16 protein-coding genes are annotated in these 17179 nt (G+C 59.4%); 9 read left to right on the plus strand and 7 right to left on the minus strand.

The genetic code is table 11. The annotated features are described in order from the left end of the window. The 6 genes from rho to ROS217_RS05970 all read left to right on the plus strand — a co-directional run. A partial coding sequence (gene rho, locus ROS217_RS05945) for a transcription termination factor Rho (protein ID WP_009816781.1) occupies nucleotides 1–1114 on the plus strand: 1114 nt, incomplete at its 5' end. A 40-nt stretch (nucleotides 1115–1154) separates the two neighbouring features. Next, nucleotides 1155–2441, plus strand: a complete 1287-nt coding sequence (gene mnmE / locus ROS217_RS05950; RefSeq protein WP_009816782.1) for a tRNA uridine-5-carboxymethylaminomethyl(34) synthesis GTPase MnmE — start codon at nucleotides 1155–1157, stop codon at nucleotides 2439–2441. Nucleotides 2442–2453: 12 nt separating this feature from the next. Beyond that, nucleotides 2454–4316: a tRNA uridine-5-carboxymethylaminomethyl(34) synthesis enzyme MnmG gene (mnmG, locus tag ROS217_RS05955; protein ID WP_009816783.1), complete on the plus strand. Its 1863-nt coding sequence runs from the start codon at nucleotides 2454–2456 to the stop codon at nucleotides 4314–4316. Beyond that, nucleotides 4313–4918: a 16S rRNA (guanine(527)-N(7))-methyltransferase RsmG gene (gene rsmG, locus ROS217_RS05960; protein WP_009816784.1), complete on the plus strand. Its 606-nt coding sequence runs from the start codon at nucleotides 4313–4315 to the stop codon at nucleotides 4916–4918. The genes mnmG and rsmG overlap by 4 nt, the downstream gene beginning before the upstream one ends. Further along, nucleotides 4911–5720 (plus strand): ParA family protein, encoded by an 810-nt coding sequence (locus ROS217_RS05965; RefSeq protein WP_009816785.1) that lies wholly within the window; start codon nucleotides 4911–4913, stop codon nucleotides 5718–5720. The genes rsmG and ROS217_RS05965 overlap by 8 nt, the downstream gene beginning before the upstream one ends. Before the next feature lie 17 nt (nucleotides 5721–5737). Then, nucleotides 5738–6643 (plus strand): ParB/RepB/Spo0J family partition protein, encoded by a 906-nt coding sequence (locus ROS217_RS05970; RefSeq protein ID WP_040650380.1) that lies wholly within the window; start codon nucleotides 5738–5740, stop codon nucleotides 6641–6643. A gap of 3 nt (nucleotides 6644–6646) precedes the next feature. Here the strand turns inward: ROS217_RS05970 and hemW are convergent, their stop codons facing one another. The 3 genes from hemW to rph are packed head-to-tail and all read right to left on the minus strand — an operon-like array spanning nucleotide 6647 to nucleotide 9117. Further along, the gene (gene hemW, locus ROS217_RS05975; protein ID WP_009816787.1) at nucleotides 6647–7837 is read right to left on the minus strand and encodes a radical SAM family heme chaperone HemW; all 1191 of its coding nucleotides are present in this window, start codon (nucleotides 7835–7837) and stop codon (nucleotides 6647–6649) included. Beyond that, a complete protein-coding gene (rdgB, locus tag ROS217_RS05980) occupies nucleotides 7800–8408 on the minus strand; it encodes an RdgB/HAM1 family non-canonical purine NTP pyrophosphatase (protein ID WP_009816788.1) in 609 nt (202 codons plus the stop codon). The genes hemW and rdgB overlap by 38 nt, the downstream gene beginning before the upstream one ends. Then, nucleotides 8401–9117 carry a ribonuclease PH gene (gene rph, locus ROS217_RS05985; protein WP_009816789.1) on the minus strand — a complete coding sequence of 239 codons (717 nt, stop codon included), beginning with the start codon at nucleotides 9115–9117 and terminating at the stop codon, nucleotides 8401–8403. Before rph ends, rdgB begins: the two co-directional genes overlap by 8 nt. 116 nt (nucleotides 9118–9233) lie before the next feature. On the opposite strand from rph, the gene hrcA reads away from it, so the two are divergent. Beyond that, the gene (hrcA, locus tag ROS217_RS05990; protein WP_009816790.1) at nucleotides 9234–10298 is read left to right on the plus strand and encodes a heat-inducible transcriptional repressor HrcA; all 1065 of its coding nucleotides are present in this window, start codon (nucleotides 9234–9236) and stop codon (nucleotides 10296–10298) included. A 9-nt stretch (nucleotides 10299–10307) separates the two neighbouring features. Then, nucleotides 10308–10868, plus strand: a complete 561-nt coding sequence (locus ROS217_RS05995) for a nucleotide exchange factor GrpE (protein ID WP_009816791.1) — start codon at nucleotides 10308–10310, stop codon at nucleotides 10866–10868. 13 nt (nucleotides 10869–10881) lie between these two features. On the opposite strand, the gene mutS is transcribed toward ROS217_RS05995, so the two are convergent. From mutS to ROS217_RS06015, 4 genes are all read right to left on the minus strand, one after another. Beyond that, nucleotides 10882–13515 (minus strand): DNA mismatch repair protein MutS, encoded by a 2634-nt coding sequence (mutS, locus tag ROS217_RS06000; RefSeq protein ID WP_009816792.1) that lies wholly within the window; start codon nucleotides 13513–13515, stop codon nucleotides 10882–10884. A gap of 123 nt (nucleotides 13516–13638) precedes the next feature. After that, entirely contained in the window at nucleotides 13639–14307 is a 669-nt protein-coding gene (msrA, locus tag ROS217_RS06005) for a peptide-methionine (S)-S-oxide reductase MsrA (RefSeq protein WP_040651156.1), read from the minus strand. Between the two features lie 117 nt (nucleotides 14308–14424). Further along, nucleotides 14425–15063 (minus strand): thiopurine S-methyltransferase, encoded by a 639-nt coding sequence (tmpT, locus tag ROS217_RS06010; RefSeq protein WP_009816794.1) that lies wholly within the window; start codon nucleotides 15061–15063, stop codon nucleotides 14425–14427. Nucleotides 15064–15068: 5 nt separating this feature from the next. Next, nucleotides 15069–16295, minus strand: a complete 1227-nt coding sequence (locus tag ROS217_RS06015; RefSeq protein WP_009816795.1) for an argininosuccinate synthase — start codon at nucleotides 16293–16295, stop codon at nucleotides 15069–15071. 126 nt (nucleotides 16296–16421) lie between these two features. Between ROS217_RS06015 and ROS217_RS06020 the strand changes: the two genes are divergently transcribed. After that, on the plus strand, nucleotides 16422–17159 hold the full coding sequence (locus ROS217_RS06020) for a hypothetical protein (RefSeq protein WP_009816796.1): 738 nt from the start codon (nucleotides 16422–16424) through the stop codon (nucleotides 17157–17159). Nucleotides 17160–17179: the final 20 nt, after the last annotated feature.

The following is a 17179-nucleotide window of genomic DNA, read 5'->3' on the forward strand; positions in this document are numbered from 1 at the left end:
GGTTTACGGCGACGGTGTCTTGGAAGTGTTGCAGGATGGGTTTGGATTCCTCCGCTCTCCAGAGGCCAATTATTTGCCGGGCCCGGACGATATTTATGTCTCGCCCGATATGATCCGGCAATATTCGCTGCGCACCGGCGATACGATTGAAGGGCAGATGAAGCAGCCCGATGAGACCGAGCGGTATTTTGCGCTGACCTCGGTCACACAGATCAATTTTGAGGACCCGGAGCGGGCGCGGCATAAGATCGCGTTTGATAACCTGACGCCGCTCTATCCGGACGAGCGGTTCAAGATGGAAATTGAAGACCCGACCATCAAGGATCGTTCGGCGCGGATCATTGATCTGGTGGCGCCGATTGGCAAGGGACAGCGGTCACTGATCGTGGCACCGCCGCGGACGGGTAAGACGGTGTTGTTGCAGAATATTGCCAATAGCATCGAGAAGAACCACCCGGAATGCTATCTGATCGTCTTGCTCATTGATGAGCGGCCGGAAGAGGTGACGGATATGCAGCGCTCGGTCAAGGGTGAGGTCGTCAGTTCGACCTTTGACGAGCCCGCGACGCGACATGTAGCGGTCGCGGAGATGGTGATCGAGAAGGCGAAGCGACTGGTGGAGCATAAGCGCGATGTCGTGATCCTGCTGGATTCGATCACGCGACTGGGCCGGGCCTATAACACGGTGGTGCCATCCTCGGGCAAGGTTCTGACTGGCGGGGTGGATGCCAATGCGTTGCAGCGGCCCAAGCGGTTCTTTGGCGCGGCGCGGAATATCGAAGAGGGTGGATCGCTGACGATCATCGCAACCGCGTTGATTGATACGGGAAGCCGGATGGACGAGGTGATCTTTGAAGAATTCAAGGGCACTGGCAACTCTGAGATCGTGTTGGATCGCAAGGTCGCGGACAAGCGCGTGTTCCCGGCGATTGATATTCTCAAGTCGGGCACGCGGAAAGAGGATCTGTTGATCGACAAGGGCGATTTGCAGAAAACCTTTGTCCTGCGGCGCATTCTGAATCCGATGGGGACGACGGACGCGGTCGAGTTCTTGTTGTCGAAGCTGAAGCAGACCAAGACGAATGCCGAATTCTTTGATTCGATGAACACCTGAGGCCTGCACAGAAGGCCTGCAGTGACGCGGAGGCGTTCCGATGGACACGATCTATGCGCTGTCGACGGCTCAGGGGAAAGCAGGCGTGGCCGTCATTCGGGTCAGCGGGCCCCTGGCGGCTGAGGCCTGTCGGCGGCTTTGTGGGGATGTGCCTGAGCCCCGTCGTGCGGTGTTGCGGGTGCTGCGCGATGAAGGCGGCGAGCGTCTCGATCAGGCTTTGGTGCTGATTTTTGCCGAGAATGAGAGCTTTACCGGCGAGAGCACGGCAGAGTTCCAACTGCATGGAAGTGTCGCGGTTGTGGCTTCTGTTCTCGCAGATCTCGGGCGGATCGACGGGTTGCGCCCTGCGGAGGCAGGAGAGTTTACCCGGCGCGCATTGGAGAATGGGCGGCTGGATTTGGCGCAGGTCGAGGGGCTGGCTGACCTGATTGAGGCCGAGACGGAGGCGCAGCGTAAGCAGGCCCTGCGGGTATTTTCTGGTGCTCTTGGGGAAAGATGTGAAGGCTGGCGTCGCAGTTTGATCCGTGCGGTCGCGTTACTGGAGGCAACCATTGATTTTGCCGACGAGGAGGTGCCGGTGGACGTCTCACCAGAGGTCACGGGCCTAATTCAGGGTGTGATTCAGGGGCTTGAGGCTGAAATCGCCGGTGTTTCGGTGAGTGAGAGAATTCGGACGGGCTTTGAGGTGGCAATTGTCGGAGCGCCGAATGTTGGAAAGTCGACATTGCTCAATGCATTGGCGGGTCGGGACGCGGCGATCACCTCTGAATTTGCTGGCACGACGCGGGACGTGATCGAAGTTCGGATGGATTTGGCGGGGCTGCCGGTGACGCTGCTTGACACGGCTGGGTTGAGAGAAACGACAGATGCGGTGGAATCCATTGGTATCGCGCGCGCGCGTGCGCGTGCAGCACAGGCAGATTTGCGGGTGTTCCTGATTGAAGACGGCGGTGACTTTGAGTTCGTGCCAGAGGCTGATGATATTGTTGTCCGGGCCAAAGCGGACATTTCCGGTGATTTGATGGGCGCTGTATCCGGGAAGACCGGGGCGGGCCTATCGGAATTGGTCGATCGGATTGCGGCTGTTTTGGGAGCGCGGGCCATGGGCGCGGGGCTTGCGACCCGTGAGAGGCATCGGCAGGCGATGGTGCGTGGCCTCAAAGCCTTGCAAGTCAGTCTGGACACGCTGCCGCTCGGTGAGGTAATGGCCGAGATCGCAGCGGAAGAGCTGCGAGTGGCTATTCGCGCGCTCGATTCTCTGGTAGGACGCATTGATGTCGAAACCGTTCTGGATGAGATCTTCGCCAGCTTTTGTCTGGGCAAATGAAAGGTGTTTCACGTGAAACATTTTGACGTCATCGTCATTGGAGGCGGGCATGCTGGTGCGGATGCAGGGCATGCTGCGGCACGCATGGGCGCGCGGACGGCGTTGGTGACCTTGAGCCGATCCGGAATCGGCGTCATGTCGTGCAACCCGGCCATCGGAGGCCTGGGCAAAGGACATCTCGTGCGGGAGATTGACGCGCTGGATGGCGTCATGGGGCGCGTCGCAGATCGCGCTGGCATTCAGTTTCGTTTGCTCAATCGCCGCAAGGGCCCTGCTGTTCAGGGGCCACGGGCGCAGGCGGATCGCAAGATTTATTGCGAAGAGATGCTCGGGGAGATCGAAAGCTGCTCAGGACTCAGCATAATTGTGGGGGAGGCCGCTGATTTTCTGATGCAGGGTGAGCGCGTTGCCGGGGTGCGATTGATTGATGGCAGCGAGATTTCTGGTGCTACCGTGATCCTGACAACCGGGACGTTCTTGCGCGGGGTTATTCATATTGGCGAAGTGTCCCGACCTGGAGGGCGTATGGGCGACCGCCCATCCATCCCGCTGGCGGAGCGGTTGGATGGATTCGGCCTGGCTATGGGGCGTCTCAAAACAGGGACGCCGCCCCGGCTTAACGGCAAGACGATTGATTGGGCGCGGTTGGAAGAGCAGCCCGGCGATGATGACCCCACGCTTTTCTCGTTTATGTCCAAGGCTCCATCCGCGCGCCAGATCTCTTGTGGGATCACGCATACGAACACGCAAACCCATGATATTATTCGCGAAAATCTCGGGCGTTCGGCCATGTATGGTGGACATATTGATGGTATTGGTCCTCGGTATTGCCCGTCGATCGAGGATAAGATTGTCCGGTTTTCTGATAAATGCTCACATCAGATATTTCTTGAGCCGGAAAGTCTTTCTGATGACGTGATCTATCCAAATGGAATTTCCACATCGCTGCCCGTCGAGGTTCAGGAGGCCTATGTTCGGTCGATCCATGGGCTGGAGGCAGCAGAGATTCTACAGCCCGGCTATGCCATTGAGTACGATTACGTCGACCCGCGCGCGCTTGATGGTCGGCTTGCGGTCAAATCGGTGCCCGGTCTCTATCTCGCCGGACAGATCAATGGCACGACCGGCTATGAAGAGGCGGCGGCACAGGGGCTGGTCGCAGGGCTGAACGCCGCGCTCGAGGCCTTGGGGCGCGCGCCCGCTCAGTTTAGTCGAACCGATAGCTACATCGGCGTGATGATCGACGACCTGACGACCCGAGGCGTGAGTGAGCCGTACCGTATGTTCACCTCTCGGGCGGAATTCCGATTATCGCTCCGTGCCGACAATGCAGATCAGAGAATGACGCCGTTCGGGCTTGAGTTGGGATGTGTCAGCGCGCCGCGCAAAGTGGCCTTTGAAAAGAAGATGGAGCGCTTGAGCGCTGCGAGGCTCCGGCTGGAAACGGCAAGCTATACGCCGCGGCACCTGTCAGATCTCGGCCTGAATGTAAATCATGACGGCGCGAGACGGAGCGCATTCCAGATCTTATCCTATCCTGATGTAACGTTTTCTGATCTTGTGCAGCTTGATCCAGAGTTTGCCGAGATCGACCTTGAGACGCAGAAACAGATCGCCAAAGACGCGCTTTACGCAACGTATATCGAGCGACAGAATCGAGATGTCGCGAAGCTAAAGCGGGACGAAGCCTATGTTATTCCAAGATCTTTTGGCTATGGGTCAATTGAGGGGCTGTCGAATGAGCTCAAAAGCAAACTCGCGGATGTGCGCCCAGAGAACCTCGCGCAGGCGGGGCGAATCGAGGGGATGACGCCGGCCGCGCTGAGCCTCATTCTGGCGAAGCTGCGGCAGGCAGCGCGGGAGAAGATTGCGTGACAGGCTTACCTGATGTTTCACGTGAAACACAGGAGCGGCTTAAGGTCTATGCTGACCTCCTTGTCAAATGGAACCCGCGCATCAACCTCGTGTCCAAGGCGAGTCTTGATCAGATGTGGACACGACATTTTGCGGATTCCGCACAGATTTACGATCTCGCGCCGCATCCTGTCGAGCATTGGGTGGACCTCGGGTCTGGGGGCGGATTTCCCGGTCTGGTCGTTGCGGTGCTCGCGCAAGAGACCGGGTCGCCGGACCGTATGACGCTGATCGAGAGCGACGCTCGGAAAGCAGCCTTTCTGCGGGTGGTTATTCGGGAAACCGGGGCCGCCGCGACCGTTCTCAATGAGCGGATAGAGACCGCAGAGCCTCAGGCGGCAACGGTCTTGTCGGCGCGTGCGCTCGCGGATCTTGATGGGCTTCTGGCTTTTGCTGAGCGTCATCTGACTGCGGAGGGCGTGGCGCTCTTTCCGAAGGGCGCTACTTGGGAAATCGAGTTGAAAGCGGCACAAAGAAAGTGGCGCTTTGACTATCAACTTGCTAAAAGCGTCACAGAAACCGGTTCGGTTGTTTTTGCCATCACAGGAGTTGCCCGTGCCTGATCCGACGCGACCCGAGGGGCCAAAGATCATCGCAGTTGCCAACCAGAAAGGTGGGGTCGGCAAGACAACAACGACGATCAATCTCGGCGCCGCACTGGCAGAGACCGGGGCGCGCGTGCTGATTGTCGATCTTGACCCACAGGGGAATGCGTCGACCGGGCTGGGAATTGAGGCGGAGGCCCGGACGTTTACGGCCTATGATCTGCTTTTGGACGAGATTTCCTTGGACGACGTCATTCAGCCGACCGGCGTGGACCATCTGTCGATCATTCCAGCGACAGTGGATTTGTCCTCTGCTGATATCGAGTTGATTTCAAATGAGAAACGCAGTTTTCTTCTCCATGACGCCTTGCGCCAGCCGGCGATGGATGCCTATGAGTTCGAGTATATTCTGATCGATTGCCCGCCCTCGCTCAACCTTTTGACGGTAAACGCCATGGTCGCGGCGCACTCTATTCTTGTGCCGCTTCAAAGTGAATTCTTTGCGCTGGAAGGCTTGTCGCAGTTGATGTTGACCATTCGCGAGATACGGCAAACCGCAAATCCAGCGCTCAGAATCGAAGGTGTCGTCCTGACGATGTTCGACGCTCGAAACAATCTTTCGACGCAGGTAGAGCAGGATGCCAGGGACAATCTGGGGGATCTGGTGTTCAAGACGCGCATTCCGCGGAATGTTCGGGTGAGCGAGGCGCCGTCCTATGCTATGTCGGTTCTCTCTTACGATCCCCTGTCCAAAGGCGCGCAGGCCTATCGCGATCTGGCGCAGGAGTTGATGCAAAACAGCGCCCGGATCGCGGCCTGAATAGAGAGGACAAGCCTATGACCAGCAAAAAACCTCAGCCTCGTGGATTGGGTCGCGGGCTTTCGGCGTTGATGGCGGATGTGTCCGCTGATGTTACCGCCCGCAAGGATGATACGCCGCGTCGGCCGGATCTCATGGTGCCAGTGGAAAAGGTCCGCCCAAACCCGAATCAGCCGAGGCGGTCCTTTGATCCGACTTTGCTTGAAGACCTTGCTCGGTCAATCTCTGAAAAGGGCATCATTCAGCCGTTGATCGTTCGACTGGTGTCCGGTCGTGCTGATGAGTATGAGATTGTCGCTGGAGAACGGCGCTGGCGCGCAGCACAGATGGCCAAGCTTCATCAAATACCGGTATTGGTCCGCGACTTTGATGACACAGAGGTTCTCGAAGTCGCCATCATCGAAAACATTCAGAGGGCCGATCTTAATCCTGTTGAAGAAGCCTCTGGTTATCAGCAGTTGATGCAGAAATTTGGCCATACTCAAGAAAAGCTGGCCGAAGCCCTGGGCAAGAGCCGCAGCCATATTGCAAACTCCATCCGTTTGCTCGCTCTGCCAGAAGAGGTCTTGAGCTATGTTCGCGACGGCAAGCTCTCTGCGGGTCACGCCCGCGCGCTGATCACAGTTGACGATCCAGCCGCCCTTGCCCGTCAGGTGATTCAAAAGTCACTCTCGGTGCGAGAGACGGAGAAGTTGGCCAAATCTGGCCCGGGCAATATTTTCAGGGAGAGCGATCAAAGGCCAAAGCCACGCAAAGAGCCGTTGAAAGATGCAGACACCAAGGCGCTAGAAGAAGACCTCTCTGCGAATCTGACGATGAAGGTGCAGATTGACCATATCCCGGGTCGGGAGAACGGTCAGATTACGATTCACTACGCGTCGCTGGATCAACTGGATCGTTTGATTGGAATGCTCAGCATCTGACGTTCACACGTCCGGCAGCAGATCACGAATCACAGCATTCAAAACCGCGCGCCCGGCGCGGGTCGCACGAAGGCGGGTGCCTAGCGATTCGATCATCCCGATTTGTTGCAGGTGATCAACGACGGTGGGCGAAAGCGGTTGACCTGCAAGTTTCTCAAACCGGCCCGGATCAATGCCGTCGGAAATCCGCAGGCCCATCAAGAGATATTCAACCGCTTGATCCTGTCCTGACAGGCGCACTGGCTTACGCTCTGAACTGGCCGTTTCCACTGAGTCGAGCCAGCGCCCCGGCGCCCGATGGGCCTCGGTTGCGTGTTTCTGTCCGTTGCGTGTGATGCGGCCATGTGCGCCCGGACCGATGCCGATGTAGTCCCCATAGCGCCAATAGATCAGGTTGTGCCGTGACTCGGACCCCGGCCGCGCGTGATTTGAAACCTCATAGGCGGGCAGTCCTGCCGCGTCACAGATCTCTTGCGTTGCCTCATACATATCCGCCGCCGTCTCATCCTCTGGTAAGCCGCGCAGTTTTCCCGCTGCATAGCGGTCCCCAAAGGCCGTACCTGTCTCTATGGTCAGTTGATAGAGCGACAGATGATCCACCGCCATTGCCAGAGCTTCGCGCAACTCCGCCTTCCAGGCTTCAAGGGTTTGATCCTGGCGCGCGTAGATAAGATCAAAGCTCACTCTGTCAAAGTTTTCTCTCGCTATATCAAAGGCTTGCCGCGCCTCTGCCACAGAGTGAATACGCCCCAAGCGTTTGAGATCTATATCGTTCAAGGCCTGCACGCCCATTGAGATGCGTGTGACCCCGGCCTCGGCAAAGGCACGAAAGCGTCCGGCTTCGACCGAGCCGGGATTGGCCTCTAGGGTTATCTCGGGCGCATTGGCCATGGGCCATGAGGCTTTGATGCGCTCTATGAGTGCCGCGATCGTTTCAGGGGCCATGAGGCTGGGCGTGCCGCCGCCAAAGAAGACGGTGTTCAGAACCCGACCCGGCACAAGAGCGGCATAGCGATCAATCTCGGCCAAATAGGCAGTGCACCAACGGGTTTGGTCAATCTCGCGCGCCACATGGCTGTTAAAGTCGCAATAGGGACATTTGGCCTCGCAAAACGGCCAATGAACATAGAGGCCAAAGCCTCCCTCTTGCCAATCCTCAGGCAAAACAGCCTGCAACCAGCTTGCGGAACGCATCGGCGCGGTGGCTGATCCGGTTTTTCTCTGTCGGGACCATCTCGGCAAAGGTCACGTCATGGCCAAGCGGTTGAAACATCGGATCATAGCCATGACCCTGCGCGCCGCGCATCGGCCAGACCACCCACCCTTCGGCCGTACCCTCAAAGACTTCGTCATGCCCATCCGGCCATGCGAGGACCAGAGTGCAGCAAAACCGAGCCGTCCACGGCTGCGGTTGTTTGCTCGCGACCAGCGCGTCATGGGCCCGGTGCATGGCCATGCCAAAGTCTCGACCCGTTTCTGTTTCGGCCCAATCTGCGGTATAGACGCCGGGTGCGCCATCCAGAGCGTCAATCACGATACCCGAATCGTCCGACAGGGCCGGCAAACCCGTGGCGCGCGCAGCCGCATGCGCCTTGATCCTCGCGTTGCCAAGAAAGGTTGTCTCGGTTTCATCTGGCTCCGCGAGGCCCAGGGCAGCCGCACCGACGACCTCGACACCATAGGGTGCAAGCAGGGCGGTAATTTCCCCCAGCTTGCCCGCGTTATGGGTGGCGACCAGAAGCCGATCGTCGGTGAATTTACGCACCCGTTGCCTCGCGCTGTTTCGCAACCAAAAGATCAACGCCCTGTTCGGCCAGATCGAGCAGGGTATTCATCTGATCGCGGCTATAGGTCGAGCCTTCGGCGCTCATCTGCACCTCGATCAGGCGCTTGCTTCCGGTCATGATGAAATTGCCGTCCACACCGGCTTCGCTATCTTCGGGATAGTCGAGGTCGAGCACGGGTTGCCCCGCATAGATCCCGCAGGACACCGCCGCAACGGGGTCGATCAACGGATCGCTGATCACGTCGCCTGCCTTCATCAATTTCTGAACCGCCAGCTTGAGTGCGACCCAACCGCCGGTGATAGAGGCGCAGCGCGTGCCGCCATCGGCTTGGATCACATCGCAGTCGACCGTGATCTGTCGTTCACCCAAGGCGACCCGGTCCACGCCCGCGCGCAGGCTGCGACCGATGAGGCGTTGAATCTCGACGGTGCGCCCGCCCTGTTTGCCCGCCGTTGCCTCGCGGCGCATGCGGCTGTTGGTCGAGCGCGGCAGCATCCCATATTCCGCCGTGACCCACCCCAGACCCGACCCTTTGACAAAAGGCGGCACGCGCTCTTCGATTGTGGCGGTGCAGAGGACATGCGTATCGCCGATCTTGATCAGGCAGGAGCCTTCGGCATGTTTCAAAACACCGGTTTCGATTGAAACTGGCCGCATTTCGCTTAAATTCCTACCCGAAGGTCGCATTACATGTCCCTTTCACTGTTGGCTCCGGGATATATGTGCAAGGCCTGTGATGGCAACCCCGATTGACCTTTGCCGTGCTCAGTCTTTAATGACATTCTAGACAGGAATACCATCTGATGAATGACGCCAGTTCGCTTCTGGATCAGCTCAACGACCGCTCGCGCGAGGTGTTCCGTCGCGTGGTCGAAAGCTATCTTGCCAAGGGCGACCCGGTCGGTTCGCGGACCCTGACACGGGATTTCAGTGAAAAGGTCAGCGCCGCCACGATCCGCAACGTGATGCAGGATCTTGAGTATATGGGTCTCTTGGGCAGCCCGCATATCAGTGCCGGCCGGATTCCCACGCAAGAGGGGCTGCGCATGTTCGTGGATGGTCTGCTGGAGGTCAGCAATCTTGAGGTGACCGATCGTCAGGCGATTGACGCGACCGTGGGCAGCAATTCGCAGGATGTCGCCGGAGCGCTCGACCGGATCGGGGCGGCCCTGTCGGGGGTGACGCGGGGGGCGTCTCTGGTGCTCGCGCCCAAACATGAGGCACCGATCAAACATATCGAGTTTGTCAGTCTTGGGCATGACCGTGCCCTTGTCGTGCTGGTGTTTTCGGATGGCCATGTTGAGAACCGCATTTTTACGCCGCCACCGGGACAAACACCCAGTTCGATGCGCGAGGCGGCGAATTTCCTCAATGCGTTGATTGAGGGAAAAACGTTGTCGGATCTGCAAACCGTGATCTCGCGGCAGATTTCTGTACGGCGGCAGGAGATTGATCAACTTGCCCGCGACCTGATCGACAGCGGCCTTGCCGTGTGGGAGGGCGAAGGCGACCATTACGAGCGTTTGATCGTGCGGGGCCGCGCCAATCTGTTGAGCACGACCGCCGAAGAAAAGGATCTGGAGCGGATTCGAATCCTGTTTGATGATCTGGAACGCAAGCGCGACATTGCCGAATTTCTGGAACTGGCCGATGAGGGGGCCGGCGTGCGCATTTTTATTGGCTCTGAGAACAAACTTTTCTCACTTTCGGGTTCCTCTTTGGTGGTCTCTCCATATATGAACGCTGACCGTAAGATCATCGGTGCGGTGGGCGTTATTGGCCCGACGCGCCTAAATTATGGACGGATTGTGCCGATTGTGGATTACACGGCGCAGCTCGTGGGCAAACTGATCTCCGACCGGAGCTAGAGGTGAAGAATGGCAGAGCCGAAAGAAGACAGCTTTCTCGACGATATCGAAGAAGCAGCCGCCGCAGAGCGTGAGCAAATGGATGAAGACATCAGCGATGAGGCGCTCGAGCTTGACGCCCTGCGCGCGGAGCGGGACGCCCTGCGCGACAAGTTCATGCGCGCGCTTGCGGATGCGGAGAACGCTCGCAAGCGGTCCGAAAAGGATCGCCGCGAGGCCGAGAATTATGGTGGATCGAAACTGTCGCGGGATATGTTGCCGGTCTATGACAATCTGAAACGGGCGCTTGAAACCGTGACCGAAGAGCAGCGCGCCGGATCGGCGGCGCTGTTCGAAGGAATCGAGCTGACGCTGCGCGAGCTGCGCAATGTCTTCACCAAGCACGGTATCACCGTGATAGATCCGCAGGTTGGCGACCGTTTTGATCCGCAGCAGCATGAGGCGATGTTCGAGGTCCCGCTGCCCGGCACCAAGGCAGGCGAGATCATTCAGGTGTCGACCCAGGGGTTCATGCTGCATGACCGCATCCTGCGACCGGCGCAGGTCGGGGTGTCGTCCAACCGGGGTTGAGTGTCGGGGGGTGTCAGCCCGCCTTGCTCGCCGTGTCGGTCGCCAAGGCCTTGAGTTCATAGATCAAGTCGAGCGCCTCGCGTGGACTAAGGCTGTCGGGTAGAATATCCTCCAGCCGTTTTTCGACCACCGAGTGGCGTCTTGTCGGGGCCGGCGGCGGCGGGGGGATCGCGGCAAAGAGTGGCAGATCGTCAATCAGGGCCCGTTGCGCCCCACTGCCCTCCCGCTCGCCTCTCTCCAAGGCTTCAAGCACGACCCTTGCCCGCGCCACGACCGCAGTCGGCAGGCCAGCCAGCTTGGCCACTTGAACGCCATAGCTGCGGTCCGCTGCTCCACGACGCACTTCGTGCATGAAGACCACGTCGCCGTCGTGCTCCTTGACGGTCACGGTGGCATTCTCGACGCGCGCGAGTTTGTCACTGAGGTTGGTCAGCTCATGGTAATGCGTGGCAAAGAGCGCGCGGCAGCCATTCACATCATGCAGGTGTTCCAGCGTGGCCCAAGCGATGCTCAGACCGTCATAGGTGGCGGTGCCACGACCGATCTCATCCAGAATGACGAGCGCGTGATCATCCGCCTGATTGAGGATCGCCGCGGTTTCGACCATCTCGACCATAAAGGTCGATCTGCCGCGCGCCAGATCGTCCGAGGCCCCGACGCGGCTGAAGAGTTGGCTGACCATGCCAATATGCGCTGATCTCGCCGGCACATAGCTGCCCATTTGCGCCAGAAGGGCAATCAACGCGTTCTGACGCAAAAAGGTGGATTTCCCCGCCATATTCGGTCCCGTCAGCAGCCAGATATCACTGTCCTCGCCGAGATCACACTCATTGGCGATGAAGGGCGCGCCGCCTTGGGCACGCAGGGCGCGCTCTACCACCGGATGCCGCCCGCCTGTGATCCGAAGGGCGCGACTCTGATCCACTTTGGGGCGACACCAGGTCTCGGCACGAGCCAGATCTGCAAGGGCGGTGGACAGATCAATTTCCGCCAGCCCGCGTGCGGTTTGGGCGATCTCGGCGGCGCGCGCCAGAATCGCGGTTTTCAGGTCGTCATAGAGCCGTTTTTCAATCCCCAGCGCCCGACCTCCCGCGTTGAGGATACGGGTTTCCATCTCGGTCAGCGCGATGGTGGTAAAGCGCAATTGATTGGCAGTGGTCTGGCGGTGTTTGAAGTGGTCGTTCAGCGGAGGCGCCAACATGCGGTCGGCATGGGTGCTGGTCACTTCGATGAAATACCCGAGCACGTTGTTGTGTTTGATCTTGAGCGACTGAATGCCGGTTTGCTGTATGAACTCGCCCTGCATCCGTGCGATCACGCCGCGCCCCTCGTCGCGCAATTGTCGCGCCTCATCGAGGCCACCGTCAAAGCCGGGCGCGATAAAGCCGCCATCGCGCACCAGAAGCGGTGGCTCTGCAATCAGCGCCTGATCCAGCAGGTCCAGGAGAGTGTCGTGCCCGGTCAAGCCAGAGACCGCCTCGGCCAAGAGCGGCGGCAGGTCACTGTCCGTGAGCCGTTCGGCAATGTTTGCCGCTTGGGCCAGGCCATTGCGCACCGCCGCCAGATCCCGAGGACCGCCCCGGTCAAGCCCAAGGCGGGAGAGGGCGCGATCAAGGTCAGGCACCTTGCGCAAGCTGTCGCGCAGGTCGGCGCAAATTCGAGACTGTTCCACCGCAAACTGCACTGACTCGAGCCGCGCCTGCACCACGTCGAGCGCCCGGCTCGGGCTCGACAGCCGACGCTCCAACAGCCGCCCACCGCCGGGCGTGACGGTGCGGTCGATGGTGGCGAGCAAGGATCCGGCGCGGCCACCATTCAGGGCGTGGGTCAGTTCGAGATTGCGCCTAGTGGCGGCGTCGATCTGCATCACGCGCGCCTCGTTCTCGCGCACGGGGGGCCGCAACAGCGGCAACTTGCCTTTTTGCGTGATGTCGAGCCAATCGACGATGGCACCCATCGCGGCGATCTCGGGTCGTGTGAATTGGCCATAAGCGTCAAGCGTACCGACGCCGAAGAGGGCGCAAAGCCGCCGCTCTCCTGCGGTGCTGTCAAAGGCTGCTTGGCCCAGAGTCGTCAAAGATGCCCCAGACTCAGAGACTGTTTCGGCTAAACTTAGAACATCTGCCTCAGCCAGCAGCACCTCGCGCGGGGCAAGGCGGGCAAGTTCGGGGCCGAGCCGGGCGGCGGCCATCGGCATGACATGAAATGCTCCAGTCGAAATGTCGACCCACGCCAGCGCGCCCGTGTCGCGCACATTGGCAAAGCTCGTGAGATAATTGTGTCGCCGGGCGTCGAGCAGGCTCTCTTCGGTCAGGGTGCCGGGGGTCACAAGGCGCACAACCTCGCGGCGCACCACCGATTTCGCACCTCGTTTCTTGGCCTCGGCGGGGTCTTCCATCTGCTCGCAGACCGCGACCCGGAAGCCTTTGCGGATCAGCGTAAGAAGATAACCTTCGGCGGCGTGAACGGGCACGCCACACATTGGAATGTCCTGATCGAGATGTTTGCCACGTTTGGTCAGTGCGATATCGAGCGCCTCGGCGGCGGCGGCGGCATCGTCAAAGAACAATTCATAGAAATCACCCATCCGGTAGAACAAGAGCGCCTCTGGATAGTGCGCCTTGATCTCCAGATACTGTGCCATCATCGGCGTGACGGTTGGTCCCGCGTTACTCACCTTGCCCCCTTTGGTTCTTGGGGCTGACCTTACAAATCTGTGTCAGGTGGCGAAAGCCCAAAGCGCAGCTTGGGCGCTCAACGGCCGTTGCGATCAAGAGCCGCTGGTGAAAGGAGCGTCCTTGCCCCAAAGCTCTTGGACGCGGGCATCCCGTCCGCAGGCGTCACGGTAGAGTTTATAGGCCTTGGCCTTGGTTCGGGGGCCAAAGCGGGTGAGCACGATCTCACTGCTTTTGTGGTAATCCTGATGATAGGCCTCGGCGGGATAAAAGGTCTGTGCGTCAAGGATTGGCGTGACGATGTCTTGTCCCAAGGCCGCCTGAGCCTTGGTTATAGCGCTCTGGGCGATCTGCTTTTGTGCTGGATCAGTGACGAAAATCGCTGTGCGATAGCTATCGCCCCGGTCGCAGAACTGGCCACCGGCATCGGTTGGGTCGACCGAACGCAGGAAGAGGTGCAGCAATTGCGCGCGGCTGACCTGAGCCGGGTCAAAAGTAATCTGAACCGCCTCGAAATGGCCGGTGCCACCGGCCGTCACCTGTTTGTAACTGGGGTTCTCCACCGTGCCGCCGGTAAAGCCCGACTCGGCCGCAATCACGCCTTTGACCTGTTCAAAGTCTGATTCGACGCACCAGAAGCAACCGCCTGCAACGACCAAAGTTTCGGTCTCGGCGGCATGCGCCCGGCTACTGTTAACGCAGAGCCCAACGATGATCAGCATCGCCAGAGCCGCCGCCTTGATCTCCCGAAGATGTGGGTTCATTGGATTGCCCTCCTGTTTGATTGCTATCATGCAGCAAATCGTGCGGCTCACCAACGCAGGACTCCGGGATGTCACGGTCTATTGAGCAATGTTTCGCCGGATGTGAGCGGATGGCTGCTAGATCGCTGTCAGGTGCAGGGCCTTTTCCCGCGCGGGGCAGACGCCCTTGAGACCTCCCGGCACGTCGATATCCGCAAGCTGTGTGATGGTGTAGCGTGTGCCGTATTGCGCGCGCACCGCTGCCCCCGAGAGGGAAAAGGGCGGGCCCGCCATGACCGACTGGTCGTACTCAAAGGTGACGAGCAATTGCGGTGCAAGGTCGGTGAGCGCTGCCAGATGCCCGGCATAGCGCCCTCGCATCGTGTCGGGCAGGGCAACGAACGCCGCGCGGTCGTAAACGGCATCGACCGGACCGAGCAGATCGGCGGTGAGGTCGAAGATATCGCCCACGAATATATCCAAACCCACTGCGGCATAGCGTTTGAGGGGGCCGTGCGCAGTCACCTCGGGTGTGACGGCCATCTCTTCAAAGAGCTGTTTCACGGCGATTTCGCTGAGCTCGGCGCCAGCCACCCGATAGCCTTGGGCCAGGAGCCAGGCGATATCGCGGGTCTTGCCGCAAAGCGGCAGGAAAATCCGCGTGCCGGGATCAAGGCCCAGCGCGCCGATATGGGCCGAGAGCATGCGGTTGACCGCGCCCTCGTGAAAGCCGATCTGCATGTTTTCCCAACGGGTATGCCAGAAATCGGCTTCCATGATGTTTAGCCCTTGAGTCTGCGGTTGCGCGCGGCGAGCAGTTTCAGGCGCAGCGCGTTGAGTTGGATAAAGCCTGCCGCGTCCTTTTGGTCATAGGCGCCGGCGTCATCCTCGAAGGTGACATGCGCCTCGGAATAGAGGCTGTGATCGGACCAGCGACCGACGCAGGAGACTGAGCCCTTGTAGAGTTTGAGGCGGACGGTGCCGGTGACATGTTCTTGGCTCTTGTCGATGGCGGCTTGCAGCATTTCACGCTCGGGTGAGAACCAGAAGCCATTGTAGATCAGTTCCGCATAGCGCGGCATGAGCGAATCCTTGAGATGGCCCGCGCCGCTATCAAGGGTGATCTGTTCGATGCCACGATGCGCCTCGAGCAGGATGGTGCCGCCGGGTGTCTCGTAGATGCCGCGCGATTTCATGCCGACAAAGCGGTTTTCCACGAAGTCGAGCCGGCCGACGCCATGTTTACGACCAAATTCGTTGAGGTCGGTCAGGATCGTGGCGGGGCTGAGGGCGGTGCCGTTGATGGACACGGCGTCGCCACGCTCAAAGGTGACTTCGATGAATTCGGGGGTGTCGGGCGCATCTTCGGGGCTGACGGTGCGCTGATAGACGTAATCGGGGGCCATTTCAGCGGGGTCTTCGAGCACGCGGCCCTCGGAGGAGGTGTGCAGCAGGTTGGCATCTACCGAGAAGGGCGCTTCGCCGCGCTTATTCTTGGCGATCGGAATCTGGTTTTCTTCAGCAAAGGCAATGAGCTTGGTGCGGCTGGTCAGATCCCAGAGGCGCCAAGGCGCGATCACCTTGATATCAGGGTTGAGCGCATAGGCGGCCAGCTCGAACCGCACCTGATCGTTGCCCTTGCCGGTTGCACCATGCGCCACGGCATCGGCCCCGGTCATGGCGGCAATCTCGACCAGACGCTTGGAGATCAGCGGGCGGGCGATGGAGGTGCCAAGCAGATAGAGCCCCTCATAGAGCGCATTGGCGCGGAACATCGGAAAGACGAAATCACGCACGAACTCTTCGCGGACATCTTCGATATAGATGTTCTCGGGTTTGATCCCCAGCATCTCGGCCTTTTGACGCGCGGGGTCCAGTTCCTCGCCCTGACCGAGATCGGCGGTGAATGTCACCACTTCGCAGCCATATTCAGTCTGGAGCCATTTCAGGATGATCGAGGTATCGAGGCCCCCGGAATAGGCCAGAACAACTTTTTTGGGCGCGGACATGTCATTCCCCTTGCGTCAAATCTGGCTGGCGGAGTAGCGGCTTTTGCGGTGATGGGCAAGTGGACGCGGTTGACTGTGCCTTTGGTTGTGCTAGCGAGGTCGGGCAATAGTCCAAAAGGTGTGGTGATGGTGGCCTGGCGTATTTTCATCCATTCGGTGCAGATGATTTTCAACAACCTGCCGCAGGTGGTGCGGATTGTGTTAGTGCCGATGGGGATCGGGATTGCGGTGATAGCGCTCTTCGCGTCTCTCGGCATTTTCATACAGGAGACGCGGGCAGAAGCGGCCACGGGGGGACAGATCGCGGGGATGATCCTGTTGGCGCTTGTGTTGATCGGTCTGGCGCTCTGGGTCATTGTGGCGTGGCACCGCTTTATCCTCTTGGCGGAATATCCCCAAGGCTGGGTGCCGATGCTGCGCACGGATCGCATGCTGTCTTATATCGGTCATTCGCTCTGGCTTGGCCTTGTGATGATGGGCCTGATGTTGCCCCTCTTTCTGGTGGTTGGGGTTATTGGCGGGCTGGCCCCCCTGATTGTCACCATTGTGAGTGTCGTGGTGATCGTGGCGGCCAATGTGGTGTTCTTTCGGCTCTCGACGATGCTGCCAGCGGCGGCGATTGGGCAGCCGCTTACGTTGAAAGAGGCGTGGACCGCGACCGGAGGCAGCAGCGTCACGATCCTGATCCTTGTTCTCATTCTGGGTGCGGCGCAATTCGCGCTTCAGCTTTTGCTGGGGCTGCTGCTCTTGGCGCCGGTGATCGGGGCCGTGTTGATGGTGCTGGGCACAGTTATCTCGGGTCTGCTCAATATCAGCATTTTGACCACGCTTTACGGCTATTATATCGAAAGGCGCGCGCTCTGAGCCTTGTCAGGGGGGCACGA

Source organism: Roseovarius sp. 217, from assembly GCF_000152845.1.
Taxonomy (GTDB): domain Bacteria; phylum Pseudomonadota; class Alphaproteobacteria; order Rhodobacterales; family Rhodobacteraceae; genus Roseovarius.